The sequence below is a fragment of the Caproiciproducens galactitolivorans genome (genome assembly GCF_026672255.1).
In the GTDB taxonomy this organism is placed as follows: Bacteria; Bacillota; Clostridia; order Oscillospirales; family Acutalibacteraceae; genus Caproiciproducens; species Caproiciproducens galactitolivorans_A.
The window spans coordinates 208,098-228,384 of sequence record NZ_JAPOHA010000004.1; the positions used below are offsets into that span (position 1 = coordinate 208,098).

General features: G+C 48.4%; 15 protein-coding genes. 5 read left to right on the top strand and 10 right to left on the bottom strand.

Translation table 11 applies throughout. The annotated features are described in order from the left end of the window. Positions 1–265: 265 nt before the first annotated feature. The 4 genes from OUY18_RS05640 to OUY18_RS05655 all read right to left on the bottom strand — a co-directional run bounded on the left by OUY18_RS05640 (position 266) and on the right by OUY18_RS05655 (position 4,820). Positions 266–1,555, bottom strand: a complete 1,290-nt coding sequence (locus OUY18_RS05640) for an MFS transporter (RefSeq protein WP_268057756.1) — start codon at positions 1,553–1,555, stop codon at positions 266–268. A gap of 232 nt (positions 1,556–1,787) precedes the next feature. Beyond that, positions 1,788–3,143 carry an ABC transporter substrate-binding protein gene (locus OUY18_RS05645; protein WP_268057757.1) on the bottom strand — a complete coding sequence of 452 codons (1,356 nt, stop codon included), beginning with the start codon at positions 3,141–3,143 and terminating at the stop codon, positions 1,788–1,790. Between the two features lie 19 nt (positions 3,144–3,162). Then, positions 3,163–4,008, bottom strand: a complete 846-nt coding sequence (locus OUY18_RS05650; RefSeq protein ID WP_268057758.1) for a carbohydrate ABC transporter permease — start codon at positions 4,006–4,008, stop codon at positions 3,163–3,165. A gap of 20 nt (positions 4,009–4,028) precedes the next feature. Continuing rightward, entirely contained in the window at positions 4,029–4,820 is a 792-nt protein-coding gene (locus OUY18_RS05655) for a carbohydrate ABC transporter permease (RefSeq protein ID WP_419196119.1), read from the bottom strand. Between the two features lie 366 nt (positions 4,821–5,186). Here OUY18_RS05655 and OUY18_RS05660 point away from each other — a divergent pair, with 366 nt between their 5' ends. From OUY18_RS05660 to OUY18_RS05680, 5 genes are all read left to right on the top strand, one after another. Continuing rightward, complete coding sequence (locus OUY18_RS05660) at positions 5,187–6,986, top strand: cache domain-containing sensor histidine kinase (protein WP_268057760.1); 1,800 nt, start codon at positions 5,187–5,189, stop codon at positions 6,984–6,986. After that, positions 6,986–8,488, top strand: a complete 1,503-nt coding sequence (locus tag OUY18_RS05665; RefSeq protein WP_268057761.1) for a response regulator transcription factor — start codon at positions 6,986–6,988, stop codon at positions 8,486–8,488. The genes OUY18_RS05660 and OUY18_RS05665 overlap by 1 nt, the downstream gene beginning before the upstream one ends. A gap of 168 nt (positions 8,489–8,656) precedes the next feature. After that, positions 8,657–9,760 carry an Ig-like domain-containing protein gene (locus OUY18_RS05670; protein ID WP_268057762.1) on the top strand — a complete coding sequence of 368 codons (1,104 nt, stop codon included), beginning with the start codon at positions 8,657–8,659 and terminating at the stop codon, positions 9,758–9,760. Positions 9,761–10,150: 390 nt separating this feature from the next. Further along, positions 10,151–11,389 (top strand): 5-bromo-4-chloroindolyl phosphate hydrolysis family protein, encoded by a 1,239-nt coding sequence (locus OUY18_RS05675; protein WP_268057763.1) that lies wholly within the window; start codon positions 10,151–10,153, stop codon positions 11,387–11,389. 37 nt (positions 11,390–11,426) lie between these two features. Further along, positions 11,427–12,563 (top strand): toxic anion resistance protein, encoded by a 1,137-nt coding sequence (locus OUY18_RS05680; protein ID WP_268057764.1) that lies wholly within the window; start codon positions 11,427–11,429, stop codon positions 12,561–12,563. Between the two features lie 146 nt (positions 12,564–12,709). On the opposite strand, the gene OUY18_RS05685 is transcribed toward OUY18_RS05680, so the two are convergent. The 6 genes from OUY18_RS05685 to OUY18_RS05710 all read right to left on the bottom strand — a co-directional run bounded on the left by OUY18_RS05685 (position 12,710) and on the right by OUY18_RS05710 (position 19,922). Then, positions 12,710–13,405 (bottom strand): response regulator, encoded by a 696-nt coding sequence (locus OUY18_RS05685; protein WP_268057765.1) that lies wholly within the window; start codon positions 13,403–13,405, stop codon positions 12,710–12,712. Continuing rightward, positions 13,402–14,907, bottom strand: a complete 1,506-nt coding sequence (locus tag OUY18_RS05690; protein ID WP_268057766.1) for an ATP-binding protein — start codon at positions 14,905–14,907, stop codon at positions 13,402–13,404. The genes OUY18_RS05685 and OUY18_RS05690 overlap by 4 nt, the downstream gene beginning before the upstream one ends. Before the next feature lie 298 nt (positions 14,908–15,205). After that, positions 15,206–16,438, bottom strand: a complete 1,233-nt coding sequence (locus OUY18_RS05695; RefSeq protein ID WP_268057767.1) for a methyl-accepting chemotaxis protein — start codon at positions 16,436–16,438, stop codon at positions 15,206–15,208. A gap of 190 nt (positions 16,439–16,628) precedes the next feature. Beyond that, the gene (eno, locus tag OUY18_RS05700) at positions 16,629–17,924 is read right to left on the bottom strand and encodes a phosphopyruvate hydratase (RefSeq protein WP_268057768.1); all 1,296 of its coding nucleotides are present in this window, start codon (positions 17,922–17,924) and stop codon (positions 16,629–16,631) included. Positions 17,925–18,098: 174 nt separating this feature from the next. Beyond that, positions 18,099–18,830, bottom strand: a complete 732-nt coding sequence (locus tag OUY18_RS05705; RefSeq protein WP_268057769.1) for a hypothetical protein — start codon at positions 18,828–18,830, stop codon at positions 18,099–18,101. Between the two features lie 276 nt (positions 18,831–19,106). Continuing rightward, complete coding sequence (locus OUY18_RS05710; protein ID WP_268057770.1) at positions 19,107–19,922, bottom strand: Ku protein; 816 nt, start codon at positions 19,920–19,922, stop codon at positions 19,107–19,109. Between the last annotated feature and the right edge of the window lie 365 nt (positions 19,923–20,287).

Sequence of the window (20,287 nt, forward strand, 5' to 3'; positions counted from 1 at the left end):
CTAGGTAATCGTCTACTATTTTTTACGATTCTCTCTTTGCATCCAAGCCATTTTTCGGTATTATTTTCCGGTATTAAAATTACAGAGCATATCCGTGGCCTTCAAAATGGTGATTGTGGGCAATTCCCATTTGAAAGGTTTTTTTATCGGATATGCTCTGTTTTTTTTATCTTCTGTTCAGATTTTCATTCGCTCTTCCCCAACATTATAGAGCTTTTTCTTTTTAAGCCGGTGGAAAAACCAAGGCCCGCTATTAAAAATTCAATTATGCCACGTCACCGTTTACGGATTCCGGATGAGCGGCAACATACCGCCTGTTCATCACTCTAAGGGCGATGGCAAGTAAGAAACCGGCAGCGGACAGTGCGGCCATCGTATAGAAGCATATCTGATAGCCCGCTATGCCAGGATGATTATCGAGCGTTGAACCAACAAGTGTGTACAGGAAAATTTCCGGGGCATAACCGACAATTGAAATAACACCGGATGCAGTACCCGCCAGTTTTTTCGGTATATGTACTTCATCGATCGTAGCGAAATACATTGCCTTAACACCCAGAAGGAAGAGTCCCTGCAGTACAAAGTTAATGACTAAAACCCATAACATTCCACGGTTTACAGGGATCAGTAAATAGCCAAATGAAAATACCGCCATACCGACAAATCCATATTCCATGAATTTAATGGTGCTCTTCAGCTTATCCGCCAGAAGGCCTGCCAGCAGGGATCCGCCAAACATAAGCACATAGGCACGTATTACTCCCAGGATAGCCACAGTGGAGCTGTCTACTTTATAAATTTCACTTAGGTACGGAGTCAGGTAACCAAATATAATAACTGCGGAATAGTTGCATATTACTAAAAGGCCGCACATCCAGATACGCGGAATCTTGACGACTTCTTTAAAATCAGCCCAGTTAACTTTATTTGCATTTTCTTTCATCTTATCCGACGCTTTTGGCTGCGGATCGCTGATAAAAAGAATGGCAAGGATTCCGGCAACAATCAGTGCAATACTATAGAAAGTAATCGCACCCTGTAATCCGAGTTTTTCATCGGCAAACCGGGAAAAAACATAAACAGACGCAAGAGAGATAATGGTTCCTACGAGACCGCGTCCGCCCTCCAAGAATCCGAAGATTCGGCCCTGTTCGTTTTCATCTCCCAGATTATTCGCGATCTTGACCATGGAAGCCCAAAACGTGAATACGGTTGTGATTCCGAACAGTGTATGGATAATAAGCAATGAGGTGTACCCCGGCAGGGTAGCATACCAGAAGCCGATCAGCGCTGTTGCAAAACAGGAAAATACGATCAGCTTTTTAGGAGAAAATTTATCTGCGATCATACCGCCGGGAAAATAAAGAATGAAATTCACAATCCCGTACATGGAAAGCAAAATACCCAGCTGCTCTTTTGTAGTCCCTGTTGATGATTGAAGCGTTGTGAAATAGATGTCCTTTAAATACGGCAGCTTTGTTATAATTCCGCCTGCAAATGCCACAATAAACAAGATTACCCAACGTTCTACTTTCGGTGATTTAAATTTAATCATCTTTGTCAGCCTTCCTTTTACTGCGCACAATGGAAACAGGGTCAAGCCCGCCCGCGTTATTGTGCGGCAGTTTCAATAAATTTGAGATGCAGTAACAGCCCGGTTCTCAAACCTCCCCTCCTTCTTCCCGGTTATTTTGTATCATCGCAAGATATGCCCGCTGATTTTCGGTTGACTGCTAACCTCCTTCTTTCTATCGCCAGCTTTTTCAGGCAGCTTCTTATCGGATATTTTATGATTGAGCCGCCCAATACTCATCAAGCGCTGCCTGTGCGATTTTCTTTTCCCGTGTCAGGGCCTCTTTCGCCGGAACATTTTCGATCAGAACCAAATCCAGGGCATCCTTGATAGCCTGGCTGACTTTTCCTCCCGTTATATCGACAAATAAGGGAATGGCAATTTTCGTTTGGTCAATCGCAACGCCCATTGCGGGAACTCTCTCCACATATGCTTTAAATTGCTTATCCTCACGGCAGGAAGTCCGCACGGGAAGATAGCCGGTATTAATGGAAAATTTGGAATTTTCTTCTGTACTGGAAAGATAGGAGATCCATTCGAAGGCCGCCGCTTTCTGCTGTTCCGGCGCCGCCGCCAGAACAGAACTCATAACCGCGTCAATATAGGGCTTCGCCGGTTTATCCTTCCATCCGGGCTGGACATGGGCGTCTACAATATTGAAATCCAAATCGCTGATATCGGCAGTGGACCCCGTGTAGCCTGCGGTTCTGCCCTGCAAAACATCGTCCATGGTTTTATACCAGAATTCCCAGCCTTCCCCGCCGAAATTAAATTTCATAATATGATCCTGATTAATCCATTTCCGCATGGATTCCCAGCTTTCAACCCACTCCGGCGAATCAAAGGTCACTGTTTTCTGGTCCTTGCTCAGCACCTGGCCTCCGGCGGCGCGCGCAATATCAATAAAATGAACCGGTTCATACATAGGGTCCCAGCCGTAGGATACGGTTTCGCCGTTTTTCTTCACGGATAATTTTTTGGAAGCTTCCGCCAGGGACTGCCAGCTCTTCAGGGCTTTATCGGGATCGATTCCTGCTTTTTTGAAGGATTCCTTCCGGTAAAATAAAATATGGGTGGTACTGTATGCGGGAAGAGCGTAAATATGTCCGTCGCTGCCCGTCCCGTAATTTAAAAGAGCCGGGATGATATCGTCCTTATGAAAGTCCGATTTTTTTTCAATATACCCGTCTAAATTCTGCAAAGCCTTTCTTTTCATAAACTTATTCGTGTATTCCGGGGGCATAAGCACGGCCGCTGGGGGCTGGTTCGCCGCAATTGCCGCCTGAAGGAGCTTGGAGGTTTCGGTATAATCCGCCTGCTTTACCCCTTTTACGGTGATTCTGTTCTGGGACGCATTAAAGTCATTGATAATATTATCCATTTCTTTTCCAAGCGTTCCGCCGAGCCCGTACCAGTATTCTATTTCAATTTTAGAGTTCCCGCTCTTATCCGTTCCTTTTTGGGAAGGTGCATTCGAATTGCAGGCCGATGTGGAAACGACCATGCCTGCCGCAAGAACAACACAGAGGATTCTTTTGAAAACGCCATAAATCTTATTATTTTCCATCATAAATTCTCTTTTCCGGATTTTATCCTTTTATTACGGCATCACTTGTAATGCCGTTGATAATCCACTTCTCTCCAATAAAGAAAATCAACAGCAGCGGCAACACGATAACACAGCAGGCTGCCATAATCGCCCCCCAGTTTAAGCCATAGGAACCCTCGGCGGAAAAGAAAGCCTGAATCCCCATGCTTACCAAGTATTTTTTTTGATCTTTCAGGATCAATGAGGACCAGAGATAATTGTTGTAGCTTCCAACGAAAGTGAAAATGCCCAGAGTTGCAAAGGAGGAAGACGACATTGGCGCTACAATATGCCACAGGATGGTTTTGTGATCTGCGCCGTCGATCTTTGCGGCTTCAAAAATCGACTTGTCAATCTGCATAAACGCCTGGCGGAAAAAGAAGATCGTAAAGATACTTGCCGTGCAGGAAAGAATATAGCCGGTATGGGTGTTGATCAGGCCCATTCTCGAAATAATGATATAATCCGGTACATAGGTCGCGGCCACGGGCATCATATAGGTTATCATGACAATCACAAATAATAAATTTCTCCCCTTGAATTTTATATTAGTGATTGCATAGGCGAACATTGCCGAATTGATTAAAACAATGACGGTGATAATGGCGGAGGTATAGGTACTGTTCCATATATAGGTAAAAAGTGTTCCGTCGGCGAGAGCAATCGCATAGTTATTCCACTGCGGCGTGCTGGGAAGCAGCTTCGGAGGGATTTGCCAAATTTCCGCCTTGGTTTTAATGGAATTCGTCAGCATCCACAAAAACGGAAACGCAATCACGATGCTGCTGACCAAAAGGATCGTATGCACCGCTATCCCTTTTATCGCTGAGGGCATTTTCCTTTTCACTGTAATCACCTCCTGTACAGTTAATTATAATGCACTGTTTTTTTGGAAACAGCAGTTTCTATCAGAGAAAAGATCACGGTAAGGATAACAAGAAAAACAGCGATTGCCGAAGCCTTTCCCGCGTTGAAGACTTCAAACGCTTCCTGGTAGTAATAGTACAGCATCGTTCTGGTTGCTCCGGCCGGACCGCCCTGCGTCAGCACCTGAATCTGGTCATAAGCCTGAAGCGAATTGATCGTGGAAATGATAATCAAAAAAAATGTAGTGGGAGAGATCAGCGGAATGGTGATTTTAAAAAACTTACTGAATACGCCCGCTCCGTCAATCGTAGCGGCCTCAAGCAGGCTTTTCGGTACCCTGCGGATTGCCTGTAAGTAAAAAATCATAATCCATCCGAGCTGCTTCCAGACCGTTACGATAATAACAGAAAGCATAGCGGTGTCCGCGCTCTGGAGCCAGTTTAGTTTGGGAAGGCCAAAAATGGAAAGCACAAAATTCAATAAACCCACGCGGGGTTCAAAAATCCATGACCATACAATACTTACCGCAACCATAGGGGTAATATAGGGAGCAAAGATAACCGTGCGGTAAATTCCGGTGCCCCGGCGCGTACCGTTCAGCGCCATCGCGATCAGCAGGCCCAAAATAATACTGGGAATCGTTGTCCCCACCGCAAAGGTTAACGTATTCAAAAGCGTTTTGTAAAACGCGGGATCCTTTAAAAGACTGGTATAATTATAAAATTTTACAAAATGGATTTCCGGCGTCATCATATCCCAGTTTGTGAAACTTAGAAAAAATGAATACAACAATGGAATAATCCAAAACAAAACCAAGGGCAGCAATGCAGGCAAAATAAACAAAAATCCTGTTATATTTTCATTGTTCCGCCGTTTCAAGTTCCCCTTCATCTATTCGTCCTCCTGCATTTCCGCTTTCAATCGTTCCATCAGTTCCATTATTATAGCAACCTGCGGCTTCCTTGAACATATCACAGTTTAGGAATGTTTATCATTTATTGGCTTTTTGCTTGAAAATCAGGATATACTCGTCCTAATTTAAGTCATTATATCTAAATTCCGCCATCAGCATTAAACTCTTTGCGTGATACTATAAAATGTTTTATAGTTATAAAATAATAAAACGTTTTATTTTACGTTGAGGGTGGGAAAATCGCCATGCGTTTATTCAATTATAAAAACCTTCGTATTACTCAGAAAATTACGATCATGTTCATCTTTTTAATTGTATTGCCGGCCGGAAGTTTCTCCTGCTATTTTTATTCCAGCCAATTAAGCCGTTTGTATGGGCAGGCGCTGCAGGACAGGCAAACCTCCATCGATCAGCTTACAAACAACCTGAATACCACTTTCCTTTCGGTTGAAGAACTTTCCCGGGATCTGGCTTACAAAAGCTCGATTGTCGGTCTTTTGTCCAGACGAAATCTGGATCAATTTCCTACATGGTATGCCAATTACTTTGATCAAAGCGTGCTTGCGTTAAAATATTCTTTAAAATATCAAAATTTAGGCATTAACAACATTGCCGTCTACAGCAATAATCATTCTGTGAAAGAAAAGGATAATTTCTATCACAGCACCCGCATTTTTGGTCAGGACTTCTACCGGGATTTTAAAGAGAATAAAAAAGACTTTGATTTTTACCTACTGGAAAAGGAGAAAGCAAAGTCTTATTTTGAGGCGAAGGACGGTGAAAAATTTTCACATCCGGACAGCATCGTTCTTTGTGTCCGTAAAATTCTGGACAGTTCCTCCGAACACGAGCTGGGGCTTCTTGTTTTTGAAATGTCACCCGATCAGTTGTTTGACTCTGTGGAAAAAGCGAACCAGAAAGGAGGAAAATATTCTCTTTTGCTGCCGAACAAAGGATTTTACGGCGCCAGCCCGCTGGCGGAGGTCTTCAGCGGCGACCCCAGCCATTTAAAAGGCAGCGGGCAAAGCAGCCTCCATGAAGAGAGCCGGGACTATTTTTATTCAACGATCAATCAGTTTGATATTATCGTTACAGATTCCAATTATGTTGATAAAAAGGCGTATACCTCTCCCACTTTGCGTATTTCCCTGATTTTTGCCTGGATCGCATTAATTCAGTTTTTCATTATGAATATTTTAACACGCCGTATTTTCGCCGCCGTCAATCACGATATCAGCCAGATTGATTCGATCATTCAAAACGATTTTAACGGCCAGCTCCCCGAAACGCGGAATGATGAAATCGGCGATCTTGAACGCCGGTACAATATTCTGCTGAATAAGATTAACACGCTGATATCGAATATTGTACAAAAGGAAATCGCCAGTAAAACCGCACAGCTCAAGGCGCTTCAATATCAGATAAACCCCCATTTTATTTATAATACCCTGAATGTTTTTTCAGGGAATGCGGAAAAAAACGGGAATTACGAGCTTTCGGAAGCCATATCCTATTTTGGGCATCTGCTCCGTTATAATATGAAGGACGACGGGATTTATTCTACGGTGGGACTGGAACTTGAAAACGCGGTTTCCCTCATTAAAGTGTACTCTATGAAATATCTTGGCAAGCTGCAGTTACAGCTGGAATGTACGCCGGAGGTTAAGAAATGCAAAATCATTAAATTCCTGATACAGCCGATCCTTGAGAACTCGGTGCTTCACGGATTCCGCAGCAGGAACGACGATATGAATATCACGATAACCGCCGTACATAAAGGAGAATCGCTGGTGATTAAGGTGATGGATGACGGCATCGGAATGAGTGCGCAGCGTCTTTTGGATGTACGCGGAAATATTTTCCGGGATGTTCCGCTTCAGGATTTATCAAATGAAAATTCATCTTTTATCGGATTAAATAATGTTTATAAACGCATCATGCTCTTTTACGGTGAGAATTCGTCTTTGGAGATTGACAGCAGGGAAGACTCGTTTACCTGCGTTACCGTGCGCATTCCTTATAATAAAACAAGGGAGGAAACGTGATGTATTCGGTGCTTATTGTGGATGATGAATATTATATCTGCGACGGTGTGGCATCGAAGCTGAAACGGCTTCATTTGCCGTCGATCGGCGAAATCAGGACATGCTACAGCGGAGAAGAGGCGTTTGACATCTGCCGCACCTATAAACCCCAAATCGTTATTACCGATATAAAAATGGGCGGCATCAGCGGAATTGAGCTGATTAACCGGCTCAATCAGATTTTGTTCCCCGTCCGTTTTCTGATTTTGAGCGGATATGACGATTTCGATTTTGTGCATAACGCGTTTCGGGAGGGCGCTTACGATTACCTTTTAAAGCCTTTGCTGTCGGAACAGCTCAAAGAAGTGGTGCTTCGGGCCTGCAAAAGCTTAGACGAAAATCAGAACTATGAGGTTCATACCCGCGCGGGGAAATTTGAATTGGCCCGTACCCTTCCGGAACTTTTGCAGCCGGATACCGCGCCGCTGAAATCGGACAGGCTGATTGAAAGTTTATTGGAGTATATGAAGCACGGCCTTTTTTCGGTGATCATCCTGGCCTTTGATCATCCGCAGGAGGAAGCGGTGATCAATTCCTCCATCAATAATGTTTATGACTATTTTGAAGCACAGCGGGATTTTCGTGTTTTATGTTCCCCTGTCCCATACGATAAACTCTTTATCCTATTAAATTTCAGTAAATACAATACGTTTGATTCCTTATACGGCGCCGTCAAGGATTTGCTTCATCGGATCACAACGGATTCCACGGTGGCGGCTGTCAGTGCCATCGGGAAGGCAAAGGAGATTGTTCCGCTGTTTTATCAGGCCGACGGCCTGCTTGCGCGCAGGATTTCCGAAGGCTACGGGCATATCTTTACGGATTCGCTCCCGAAAGAAACCCCGTTATCATCGAAATTGATCGAGCAGGTAACCACTTTGTTTGAAACACTCGATCTGCGCAGCATAAGCTGTTTGGAAACAAACATGCGCTATTGGTTTACCAAAATGTCTTCCGGTGAAATTGAGAATTTCTATAACTACACGGCAAATTACGCGGGAAAGATTCTTGCGGAGCGGAAAACGCAGCAGCAAGACAGTATTGTTTTTCCTCCATTCAGTTCTTTCCACAACTTTGCTGAATTGGAAGGAATGGTTTTCAGTAAATTGCGGTCGGTAATCGAATTATTGACCAAAGACCGGGACAATATGAAAACCATGGCCCAGATGGTTCAGAAATATATTGACGAAAACTATGATAAAGGAATTACTCTTTCCGACATCGCCGCGAATTTTTCAATCAGCTATACGTATCTGAGCAAAATGCTTCATGAGCATCTTGGGATGTCGTTTGTCGAATATGTAACATCCTTAAGAATGCGTTTGGCCGTACAGCTTTTGAAAGATCCGAAACTTTCAATAAAGGAAATTTCGGCAGAAACCGGATACGACAACCAGTTTAACTTTTCGCGCGCCTTTAAAAAGCAATTCCGGGTATCTCCAAGTGAATACCGTAAATTGTAGCCTCCTTGCCCGAAGCGTTTTCGGTATAACAAACATAAACATAAAAAGGGACAAACATTCATAATTTTTGATATTTTCATCCAAATGCGCAAGGTGGTATGATAGAAACAAAGTTTATGGCTGCGCCCAGCCGGCAATCAAAAAGTGAAATACTTGGAGGAATAAAAAATGCTGGATTGTAAAGGAATAAAATCTGTTCGCCAGACTGTTGTTTATACTGCCGCAGGAACTGCACCGAAACTGCCGGAAACGGTAACCGCAGAATTTAGCAATGGGACGGTTCAGCCGGTTCCTGTAATTTGGGATGTGATTCATCCATCGGATTATTCCAAAGCGGGAAGTTTCTCTGTAAGAGGTGTTCTAAACGGGACGGCGATTGTGCCTAAGGCAAGCATTACGGTTACGGAAGGTGCCGGCCCCTTACTGAGCATTTCCGTTATTTCCGATACCCATGTGGATACCGGTATTTCTTCCAAAAACGGTAAAAAACTCAAAAACGCGCTGCTTGATTTGAAGGAAATCAATCCAAAAGCGGAAGCTTTATGTGTGGTTGGCGATATGACCGACCACGGCAATGACGATGAGTATGATCTGTTTATGAAAATACTGGACTCGGTCGATCATCCGAAAACCTATTTTGTAATCGGGAATCATGATATCCGGTGGCATGACGGAGGATACAAAGAGACGTATCAGCGGTTCCTGACGAAAACCAAAATGCCTGCGGGACATTATGACGAGATAATCAAGGGTTTTCATTTTATCTTTCTGTCAACCGATCAGGATCTGAAAGATCAGGCGAATATTTCAGACGACCAATTGAATTGGCTGAGCGCAAAATTAGCGGAAGGCGCGGATCGGAACAAGCCGATTTTTGTATTTCTGCATCAGTCGCTGGCTAACACCTCTGTGGGTTCCTACCCGGGAGACGGATACGGGACGTCGGGCTATCCGGACGGCGTGGTGCAGGATTCCCAGCTAAGAAGCCTTTTGGCAAAATATCCACAGGTTATATTCCTTACGGGACATACGCATGCGGTAGTGGATCATCCAAAATGCACAATTTTTACCTCCGGATTCTGGTGTGTAAATACCGCAACTACTTTCTCTACCATACCCTCCGACGGTTATGGGCCGGATAACGGAAGCCAGGGGCTGTGCCTTGACATCTATCCGGATAAGGTACTTATGAAAGGCAGGGATTTTGCGAAACAGGAATGGCCGGTAAACGGACAGTGGACGATCCCATTCCCGGGCGAGCATGCAAAATAAAATAGGAAAATCCTATATTTTACAGATAAACGCTTGGAAACGAAAAATGGATATAACTCTAATTAGAGTTATATCCTGTAGACAAAGCGCCGTAAGGGGGTAAGCCCAAACGGCGCTTTGTCTGTAATCTGAAACAGGACAAGGCTGATTGCCTTGTCCTTGTTTTTTTGCCGCCGCGGGGCGGGAATCCCGGTGCAGGCCGGGGGCATAACGGCGGCAGGAAATATCTGGGGCGCAAAGGCCCGCCGGCCGCAATGCCATCCCGAAAACCCGCTGATTTTAATTTTACAAACCGCGCGCAGAAGTTGTCATTTCGCTTGAAATGATTTATAATGAAGGAAATTGTACACCCGTGCGCAGGGTCGCACGGCGGGTTCTCTGGAGGAAGCCATGCGGAACAGAAATTACAGACATATTGGCAAGGAAGTTGGCCGGGCTGTTCGGGACGCCATCCGCTCCGGCAACTGGGAAGAAGTTGGCCGCGCGGTCGACGACAGCGTCCAGGAATTCACCATGTATGGGAATGAAGTCCTTGACGATCTGAAAAACGCGGCTCAGCGCCCGCCTGCCTACACACAGAACCGGCCGCGCGGCGCTTGCCAAAACGGAGCGGACGGCCGCCGGCCTTCTGCGCCCGCTTATCAGGAACCGGCCGCCGTACCTTTCGCATTCCGCAGCAGGATGCCGGGCAGCATTTCCGGGCTTGTCTGTGCGATCATCGGGGCTGCTGCCGGTATCCCGATGCTGATCGCCGATCTTGTGACGCTGATCATGGGCGCCGTCGGATATGTGCCTTTGCTGCATTTGGCAGTGGCCGTTTCGGTTTTACTGCCTGTTACGGCGGTTTTCTTAGGCTTAATGGTTTATGGCATCGTCCTGCGCCGCCGCGCCCGCCGCTTTACACGATACCGCAATGCAATGGGCGGCGCCGCTTTCTGCATGGTGGACCGGCTTGCCGACATGACCGGAGAAACGCAGGAACGCACGAAAAAGGACCTTCGAAGGATGATTTCCAGCGGCGCCTGCCCGCAGGGGCATCTGGACCGCAGGGAAACCTGTTTTATCGTGAACGACGAAACCTATAATGATTATCTGGAAGCGGAAAGGGCGTATACCGCCCGCGCGCAGGCCGCACAGGAGGAAGAACAAAAGGAAGCGGCGGACCCGAAGGAAGCGGAGCTTGCGGCCGTTATAAAAGAGGGAAACGAATATTTGCAGCAAATCCGCGCTGCAAACGACGCTTTGCCGGGCGAAGTGATTTCCCAAAAGCTCGACCGGCTCGAAAACGTAACGGCCCGCATTTTCATATGCATCCGACAGCATCCCGAAAAGCTGCCGGATATCCGCCGTTTTATCCGCTATTATATGCCCACGACCCTGAAGCTGGTAAAGTCTTACGAAGAATTTGAGAATCAGCCGGTGCACGGCGAAAATATTTCCAAGGCAAAGGAAGAGATTGAGCGGGCGCTGGATACCATCAACACCGCTTTTGAAAACCTGCTGGATACCCTTTTTGCGGACGACGCCCTCGACGTTTCCGCAGATATTTCCACTTTGGAAACCATGCTCAAACAGGAAGGCCTGACCGGCAGCGATTTTAAAGCACCGGAAGACAGCAAAATTTCGTAAAAAATTCGATTAGGAATATTTGGTATGGAGGTTTACCATGAATCAGAACGAGATCCCTGCTCCTGAACTTACGCTTGACCCTGTTCCCGAGCAGCCCGTTACCGCGCAGGCCATCCTCGCACAGGCGGCTCCCGCAGCCGGGACGACGCCGGAACCGCAGCTTACCCCTGCCGAACAGAAAATGGTGGCTGATTTTGCCGCGAAGATCGACCTGACGAACAGCAATCAAATTCTGCAATACGGCGTGGGCGCCCAGAAAAAGATGTCCGACTTTTCCGAAAGTGCGCTGGAGAACGTGCGCACCAAGGATTTGGGCGAAGTCGGGCAGATGCTCTCCGGCGTGGTAGCCGAGCTGAAAAGCTTTGATGTGGACGAGGAGGAAAAAGGGTTTTTCGCGCGCTTCAAGCGCGGGGGCAACCGGATTGCCGCCCTGAAAGCCCGCTACGCAAAGGCGGAAACCAACGTCGACCAAATCTGCGACGCGCTGGAAGCGCACCAGGTGCAGCTTTTGAAGGATATCTCCGTTCTGGATAAGATGTATGAGGTCAACAAGACCTATTTTAAAGAGCTTTCCATGTATCTGCTTGCCGGAAAAAAGAAGCTGGAGCAGGTGCGTTCCGTCGATCTGCCCGCCTTGCAGCAGAAGGCGCAGGCCTCCGGCCTGCCGGAAGACGCGCAGGCGGCGAACGACCTTTCCAATATGTGCTCCCGCTTTGAAAAGAAACTGCACGATTTGGACCTGACCCGCACGGTGTCGATTCAGATGGCGCCCCAGCTGCGTCTGGTGCAGAACAACGACCTGATTATGAGCGAGAAAATCCAGTCGACGATCGTCAACACCATTCCGCTGTGGAAAAGCCAGATGGTGCTGGCACTGGGCGTGGAACATTCCACCCAGGCGGCCAAAGCCCAGCGTGAGGTCACGGATTTGACCAACTCCCTGCTGCGCAAGAACGCCGACACGCTCAAAATGGCGACGGTCGAAACGCAGCGGGAATCCGAGCGCGGCATTGTGGACATTGAAACGCTCCAGCATACCAATGAAACGCTCATTTCCACACTGGATGAAGTCATGCAGATTCAGCAGGAAGGCCGCGAGAAGCGCGCGCAGGCCGAACAGGAGCTTCGGAAGCTGGAGACCGACCTGAAAAACAAACTCCTGCAATTGCGTTAAGTCCGCCTCATAATACCGGTTTTTTTCTCTCTGCCGTATCGGTGAGAGAAAATGAAAAGACAGGGCAAAAGCCCTGTCTTTTATTTTTAAAAGGCGGTACACGATTCCCCGGAACCGGTTGGGGCGGGGAAGACGGAACGCCCCCGTTATTCGTCTGCGAAACGGTAACCGACGCCGATTTCCGTCAGAATATACCGCGGTTTGGCCGGGTCTTCTTGCAGCTTGCGGCGGATATTCGCCATAAACACCCGCAGGGACTGGTTATCGCTTTCCAGATACGAGCCCCAGACCTGCCGGATAATAAAGGTATGGGTCAGCACTTTTCCCGCGTTTTGAACCAGCAAAGCCAGCACATTGAACTCCATGGGCGTAAAGTGGATTTCCTTGCCCGAAAGAAGCACCTGATGCTTGTCGAGGTGAACTTCCAACTCGCCGATTTTAAAATCGCTCTGTGCGGGGGCCTCGTCCTTTTTATGCAGGCGCCTTAAAATGACCCGAATCCTTGCCAGCAGCTCGTTAATGCTGAACGGCTTTGTCAGGTAGTCGTCCGCCCCCGCGTCCAGCGCTTCGATTTTTTCGTGATCCTGATCGCGCGCGGACACAACAATAATCGGCAGATCGGAAACCGCGCGCGCCTGCCGGATGATTTCCAGTCCGTCCATATCCGGAAGCCCTAAATCCAGAATCATGATATCGGGGTGCAGGGTAGCAAGGAAATTCATCGCTTCTTTTCCGGTGGTCGCCTGCACGGAGCGGTATTCCTTTGATTTCAGGGAAAATCCGATAAAGGATAAAATCTGCCGGTCATCTTCCACGATTAAAAACAGTTCGTTTCCCGTCAATTTTTCATACCTCCCTGATACGGAAGCCAAAAGCGCAGGGTCGCCCCGCCTTCCGTATTATTTTCCGCCAGAATGGAACCCCCGTGGGCGTCGATAATGGATTTGCAGATCGTAAGGCCCAGCCCGATTCCGCGTTTGGAATCCGCCTGCCCGTGATCGGCACGGTAAAACAGGTCGAACACATGGGGAAGCTCGTCTTCCGGGATTCCCGTTCCATGGTCGGCGACGTTAAACCACACCTTATTGTTTTCGGGGTACACCTCCACGCGGATTTCCTGTTCCGGCGCGGAATGTTTCACCGCGTTGTCGATCAGATTAATCAGTACCTGTATAATGAGCTTGCCGTCCATGGGGACGAAAAGGACGTCATGCGGAATTTTTACCGTGATCTTCTGCTTTTCCGCGTATTTTGCCGCGCGCTTCACCGCTTCCGCAACGATTTCCTCCACGGCTTCCTGCTGTATATTCTGAATCATTTTGCCTTCCTGTATTTTGGTCAGACTTAAAATATTTTCAACCATATGGGTAAGCCAGTTCGCGTCGTCATAAATTGCCCGCGCGATTTCCCGGTTTTCGTCCTCCTCCAGATTGTATTGCAGAATTTCCGCCAAACCCGAAATTCCCGCGAGCGGCGTCCTTAAATCATGGGAAATCGAGCGGAGCAGGTTACTTTTCAGTTTTTCCCGTTCCGCCTGCGCCTCCACTTTCTTTTTTTCATCCGCCAGATGCTCGCGCTCCATTGCAACGCAGATCTGAACGGCAACCGAACGAAGCAGCTTTTCCTCGTCCTCTCCGGCCGGGGCGGCGCCGTCCGGAAAACAAAGCATACCGTACCTTTTGGCGTGGCTGGAAACAGGAAGGACGTATTTCCCCTTTTCCTTCGTTTCCGCTTGCGGAGCCGGTTTTGAAATCACCCTGTGCTCCGCAGCGGAATAGGTGTATTCCCAATCGGGAACCCCGTCTTCGCCCAGCGTGACAAAGCAGGTGTCGCAGTCCATCAGATTCGAAATACAGCGCACGGAAACGGATGCCACTTCCGGTACGCCGGAAGCTTTCGCCAGCGAACTGGTGATCTGATAAAGCATCCGGGTAATCCCTTCGTTTTTGCTCGCCAGAGCGGACGAATCCAGAATTTCGCTGGTAAGCGTACTGGTTAAAACGGAGGCCAGCAGCATAACGACAAACGTCGTAAAATAATTCCGGTTGTACACATGAAGCGTATAATAAGGCTCCGTAAAGAAATAGTTGAAGCATAAAATATTCGCCACGGACGCGGCCAGCCCGTACATGTAGCCGCGCGTAACGCGGGCGATGATCAGGACGCACAGAATATAAACGACCCCGATACTGATTTCCGCAAAGCCCCAGAACCGGAAAACCAAAGCAACCAATGTTGTTAATAATATAACAATCACGGATACGGTAATCTGCGCCGCAACGGAATGCATGGTGCTTTTCCCCGCGCTCAGCTTTAAGATCTCCAAATCAAACCGATCTTTCATTTTCGCACTCCCACCGCCGTCTGCCGCAATACGAGGCTGAAGGCAGTCCGTTTCCAACAGGATTTATCGTGGTATTATTATGCTCCCGCGGATAGGGAAAGTCAATCTTTCTCAAGGCTTTGAGCGGCGGAAGGAGAGCACGGCGCCGGGGATGTTTCCGCGCCGCCAAAGGGGTAAGCTGCCTGCGGTCTTAAAAGAAGAGATCTATTGGGAGAGACCGGAGACGGACAGCAAAAACCGGAAGCAAAAACGCGCACAAAAAAAGCAGCCCGGCCGAAGCCGAACCGCTTTCCTATTTTTAATTTTTTAGTTTGAATCTTTCAACCAGCTCTTTCATGGATTCCGCCTGACCGGAAAGCTCCTGGCTCGCCGCCGCGCATTCTTCCGAAGTTGCCGAATTGGTTTGAACCACACTGGAAATCTGATCGATACTGAGCGTTATCTGTTGAACGGAGCTTGCCTGCTGTTCCGAAATCTGTGCGATCTCCTGAACCTGCTGAACCGCCTCCTGCGTTTCGTCCACGACTTTACGCAGCGCATCCGCGGTGGTATCTGCAATCTTTGTGCCGTTTTCTACTTCCGCGATGGAATTCTGAATCAGGATGGTTGTGTTTTTTGCCGCGTCCGCGCTTTTGCTTGCCAGATTCCGGACTTCATCCGCCACAACGGAGAATCCTTTTCCGGCCGCGCCCGCCCTTGCGGCCTCCACCGCGGCGTTTAAAGCCAGAATGTTGGTCTGGAAAGCGATATCCTCAATCGTTTTGATAATCTTGCCGATTTCATTCGAGGAAACGCTGATTTTATCCATGGCGGCCAGCATTTCCTGCATATGCCGGTTGCTGTTTTTCAGCTCCGCATTGACATTGCCGACATTTTTGCTCGCGTTCACGGCATGATCTGCGTTCCGTTTTATGTTTTCCGATATTTCCGTAATCGCCGCGGACAATTCCTCTATGGAGCTTGCCTGTTCCGTGGCGCCCTGCGCCAGCGCCTGCGCGCTTGAGGACACCTGGTCGGAACCGCCGGAAACCTGTTGCGCAACCTGCCGGATCTGGGCAAGCACGTTGTCCAGCGAATCGACAATCCCGAACATCGATTCCTGAAGCTGAACGAAATTGCCTTTAAATTCTACGGTGCTCTGTATACGAAGGTTCCCCTGCGCCAATTTCCCCAGATTGCCATTTAAATCCGATATGTAGGCTTTCATGCTCGCGTTGGTTTCCTCCAAAGCGGCGCTCAACTGACCGATTTCGTCCGCGGAGTGATTCGCGATTGTTATGTTCAAATCGCCCTGCGCCATTTTCTTCGCCGCGTTGGTTACGTCGTTCACCCTGCCGCACACATCTTTGGATATATACAGGGCAATCAGTACGGAAGCCACAAAGGATACTGCCAGCACAATGATAATCGGCAGGGACGTTATCCCCGACCGTACCCCGAAAAGGCTGTACACGCTTCCGATACTGGAAATGATAAATACCACAAGAAAAGCAGCGACCAGTTTTCTCTTAATTGGAATATTTCTGAACATTCATGAATCCTTCTTTCATGCTAAAATGTTTTTAGAACATGTACCCGATTTTTTAGAGTATTTTCTTATATTATAATAAACAAAAATGTAGAAATTTTGAACGAACAGCAAAATAATGCCAAAAATTTGGATAAAAGAGGATAAAAAATCCCGCGGCGCCGGTTGTTTCCGGCATCCCACGGGATTTTCCTTATTTTGTAAGATTATAGAACGCCAGCATACCCGGATAGTTTGCGGTATGGCCGAGGTCCTTTTCAATCCGGAGCAGGCGGTTGTACTTTGCCACCCGTTCGCTCCGGGAGGGCGCGCCGGTTTTAATCTGCCCCGCGTTCATGGCGACGGACAAGTCCGCGATCGTGGTATCCTCCGTTTCGCCGGAGCGGTGCGAAATCACCGCCGTATAACCTGCCCGCTGTGCCGTGCGGATGGCTTCGAGCGTTTCCGTCAGGGTGCCGATCTGGTTCAGTTTAATCAGGATGGAATTCGCCGTGCCGCTTAGGATTCCCTTTTTCAGCCTCTGGGTATTGGTGACGAACAGATCGTCGCCGACGAGCTGGATTTTCCCGCCCAGCCGTTCGGTCAGGGTCTTCCAGCCGTTCCAGTCCTCTTCGGCAAGGCCGTCCTCCAAAGAAACGATCGGATACCGGGCGGCCAGGGCTTCCCAGTACTGAATCAGTTCCTCCGAAGTCATCTTCTTGTTTTTCTTCGGCAGTAAATACGTCCCGTCCTGCTGGTACCACTCGCTGGAAGCGGGGTCCATCGCAATCTTGAACTGCTCGCCGGGCTGATAACCGGCCTTTTCAATCGCTTCGAGAATCACTTTCAGCGCTTCTTCGTCATCGCTTAAATTCGGCGCAAAACCGCCCTCGTCGCCAACCGAAGTGGCAAATCCGCAGCCGCCGAGAACCGCTTTCAGGCTGTGGAACACCTCCGCGCACCAGCGCAGCGCTTCCGCAAAGCTTTCCGCGCCGACCGGCATGATCATAAATTCCTGAATATCCACGTTATTGGAGGCGTGCACGCCGCCGTTCAGGATATTCATCATGGGTACGGGAAGGATGCGCGCGTCGCACCCGCCCACGTATTTATAAAGCGGCATATCGTAGTTTTTGGCGGCGGCTTTTGCGCAGGCCAGCGAGACCGCCAGAATCGCGTTCGCTCCCAGCCTTGCCTTGTTCGCCGTTCCGTCCAGCGCCTGCATAATACGGTCGATTTCGGCCTGTCTGGAAACGTCCAGGCCCTTCAGGCTCTGGTGGATTTCCGTATTGATATTTTCCACGGCGTTCTGCACGCCTTTTCCCATGTAGCGCGCTTTGTCGTTGTCGCGCAGCTCCACCGCCTCAAAAGCGCCGGTAGAAGCCCCGGAGGGAACCGCCGCTGTTCCGACCGTGCCGTTTTCCAGTATGACCTCCGCTTCCACCGTGGGGTTTGCCCGGGAATCGAGAATTTCCCTTGCCCGAACCAACGCAATCGTACCTGATTTCATATTTTACCTCCCTATTCTGTTTCCGTTTTTGCCCTGAAAGGGTATTCCTCCGGTTATAAACATTTCCGAAAAGGTACCGTTTATACTTCCTCGTTCCGTGCATCCTTCGGGGACTGCCGAAGTGCGGGCGCAGCACCGGCGGAAAAGCCCTTCCGGCCGGCAGGTACGTCCGGTTCACACGTCCCCCATTTGGATAATCATAACAGGAATTTTATTTTTATTCAAGCCGCCGTCAAGGATTTGAATCGCATTTTGGGAAAAGCCCTGCTCCTCTTTTTTGTATTTGATATATGTATTTTTTATTTCCCCTTTCCTGAACTCCCTCCGGGTTTTTGTAAGCTCCGTGTATTCTTCCTTTGTCGCCGCCGCAAAGCCGTCCGCTTTCAAAGCTTTGTCGATTTGGGGCATCATATCCGAAAACGCAACGCCCTTTGTTACAAACGTGAAATCAACGACGCCGCCATCCGTCCAAATTTCATACGGCGGCAATCCGATCACATCGTCCAAGTTTGGATACGCGGAAAGGTCCGGCATGTAATAACCCGCGTTTGCCCGCGCAACATCCCCAATGCGTACGGTGTTATCCGTTTTCTCATACGTGATTTTTGTGCGGAACAATCGGGAGATATCGTTCAGATTCATATAGACGTTCCCGTTCATTTTATAGGCGGCCGCGTCGGTTTCGGCGTCATAATACTTTACGCTTACCCTGCTTTTGGGGTCCGGAGCTTCTTCACTCTCCTTCTGTTTTGAAGCATTTTCATTCACATTGATGACCGGACGGGAAAGACCGGAGGAACCGCCCGCTTCCGGCCCGGCCGCCGCTTTTTCCCCGCCGAACGCATTGCAGCCCGCGGCGGCAAAAAACGCTAAGAAGCAAACTACTAGAATTTTACGGATTTTCATAGAATACCCTCCTAAGGCTATCGAAAAAATCAGGGAAACGGCCCTTTCCATTTTCCGATTTTTCGGCCGCATACGGGAATGCTGAGAAAAGAATCGGCAAGCGGTAAAAAGAACGTTTTTTATTATACGATATAGCCTTTCATTTTTATTCGACAATAGGTATAGACAACCAAGGAAGGAATTTGCAACAATATTATGAAAAGTATTCTACTGCCAGTCCGTCCATTTTCGAAGCCGGATGGGGCGCGCCGTGCGGCCGGACGATCTTTTCGCCCGTTATGCGCCCTTTTCCTTCTTGGAAGCCTTTTTTGCCTTTGGCGGCGTTTTTTCACCCTGACTCTGCTCGATACTCGCTTTCAGCGCGTCCATCAGGTTGATCACGTTGCCGGCTTCCGGTTCGTCTTTCGCCGCGACGACTTCCTGGCCGCTGATCTTCTGTTCCAGAACCTGACGCAGGCGTTCCTGATATTCATCATGGTACAGTTCGGGTTCAAACGGCTTTACCATGGAGTTGATCAGCATTTTTGCCATTTTCAGTTCTTCCGGGTTCACTTCCGGCTTCGTATAGGTTTTCGGCATCTCTTTCATTTCATCCTTGTAAAACATGGTTTCCAGTAAAATACCGCTTTCCGAAGGCATGATTACGAGCAGGGCCTCCTTCGTTCCCATCACCGTTTTCGCCACCGCCACTTTGTTTTCGTCCTTCATCGCCCGGCGGAGCAGCTCGAAGGCTTTTTCCCCGCCCGCGTCGGGCGCAACGTTATAGGTTTTATCGTAATAGATCGGCTCAATATTCCCGATGTCCGTAAAATGCAGAATCTGAATCGTGCGGTCTTTTTCAGTTTTAATTTTTTCGAAGTCTTCGTCCGTCATAATCACGTAATGGTCTTTATCGTATTCATAACCCTTTACAATATCCTCCGGCTTCACTTCCTCGCCGCAGTGCGGGCAGGTTTTCTTGTACCGAATCCGCTCCTTTGTTTCCTTGTGAAGCTGATTGAAATGAATATCGCTGTCCTGCGTCGCCGTATAAAGCGAAACGGGAATATGCACCAGTCCGAACGAAATAGCGCCTCTGTGCGCAACAGCCATAAAAACACTCCTTGCTTTTTTCTTTATTATGGCTGGATTCTGAAAAATTATAGAAAGAATTGCACCGGCGGAAAGAAAAGAATATTTTTGGGGAAATACTCTTTTTCGTTTAAAAATAAAAAAACTCGGCACCCCGGCAGGCTGAGTTGCCGGGGTGCCGATAAATCTACTCTCCTAGGGGGGAGAGTATAGGGACACGCTTTCTAAGTGGTTTTCACTGACGAAAAGTCCTATGTTCGCTTTCCGTTGGAGGAGCACCGCCTGCGGTGCGGGGGAAACGGCAAAAAGACACTGTGTGTCCCCCGGCCTTGCTCCCGGCATGCGGCGCCGGGAGGCCGGAGTCTGTGGTTTTATTCACACCAAGG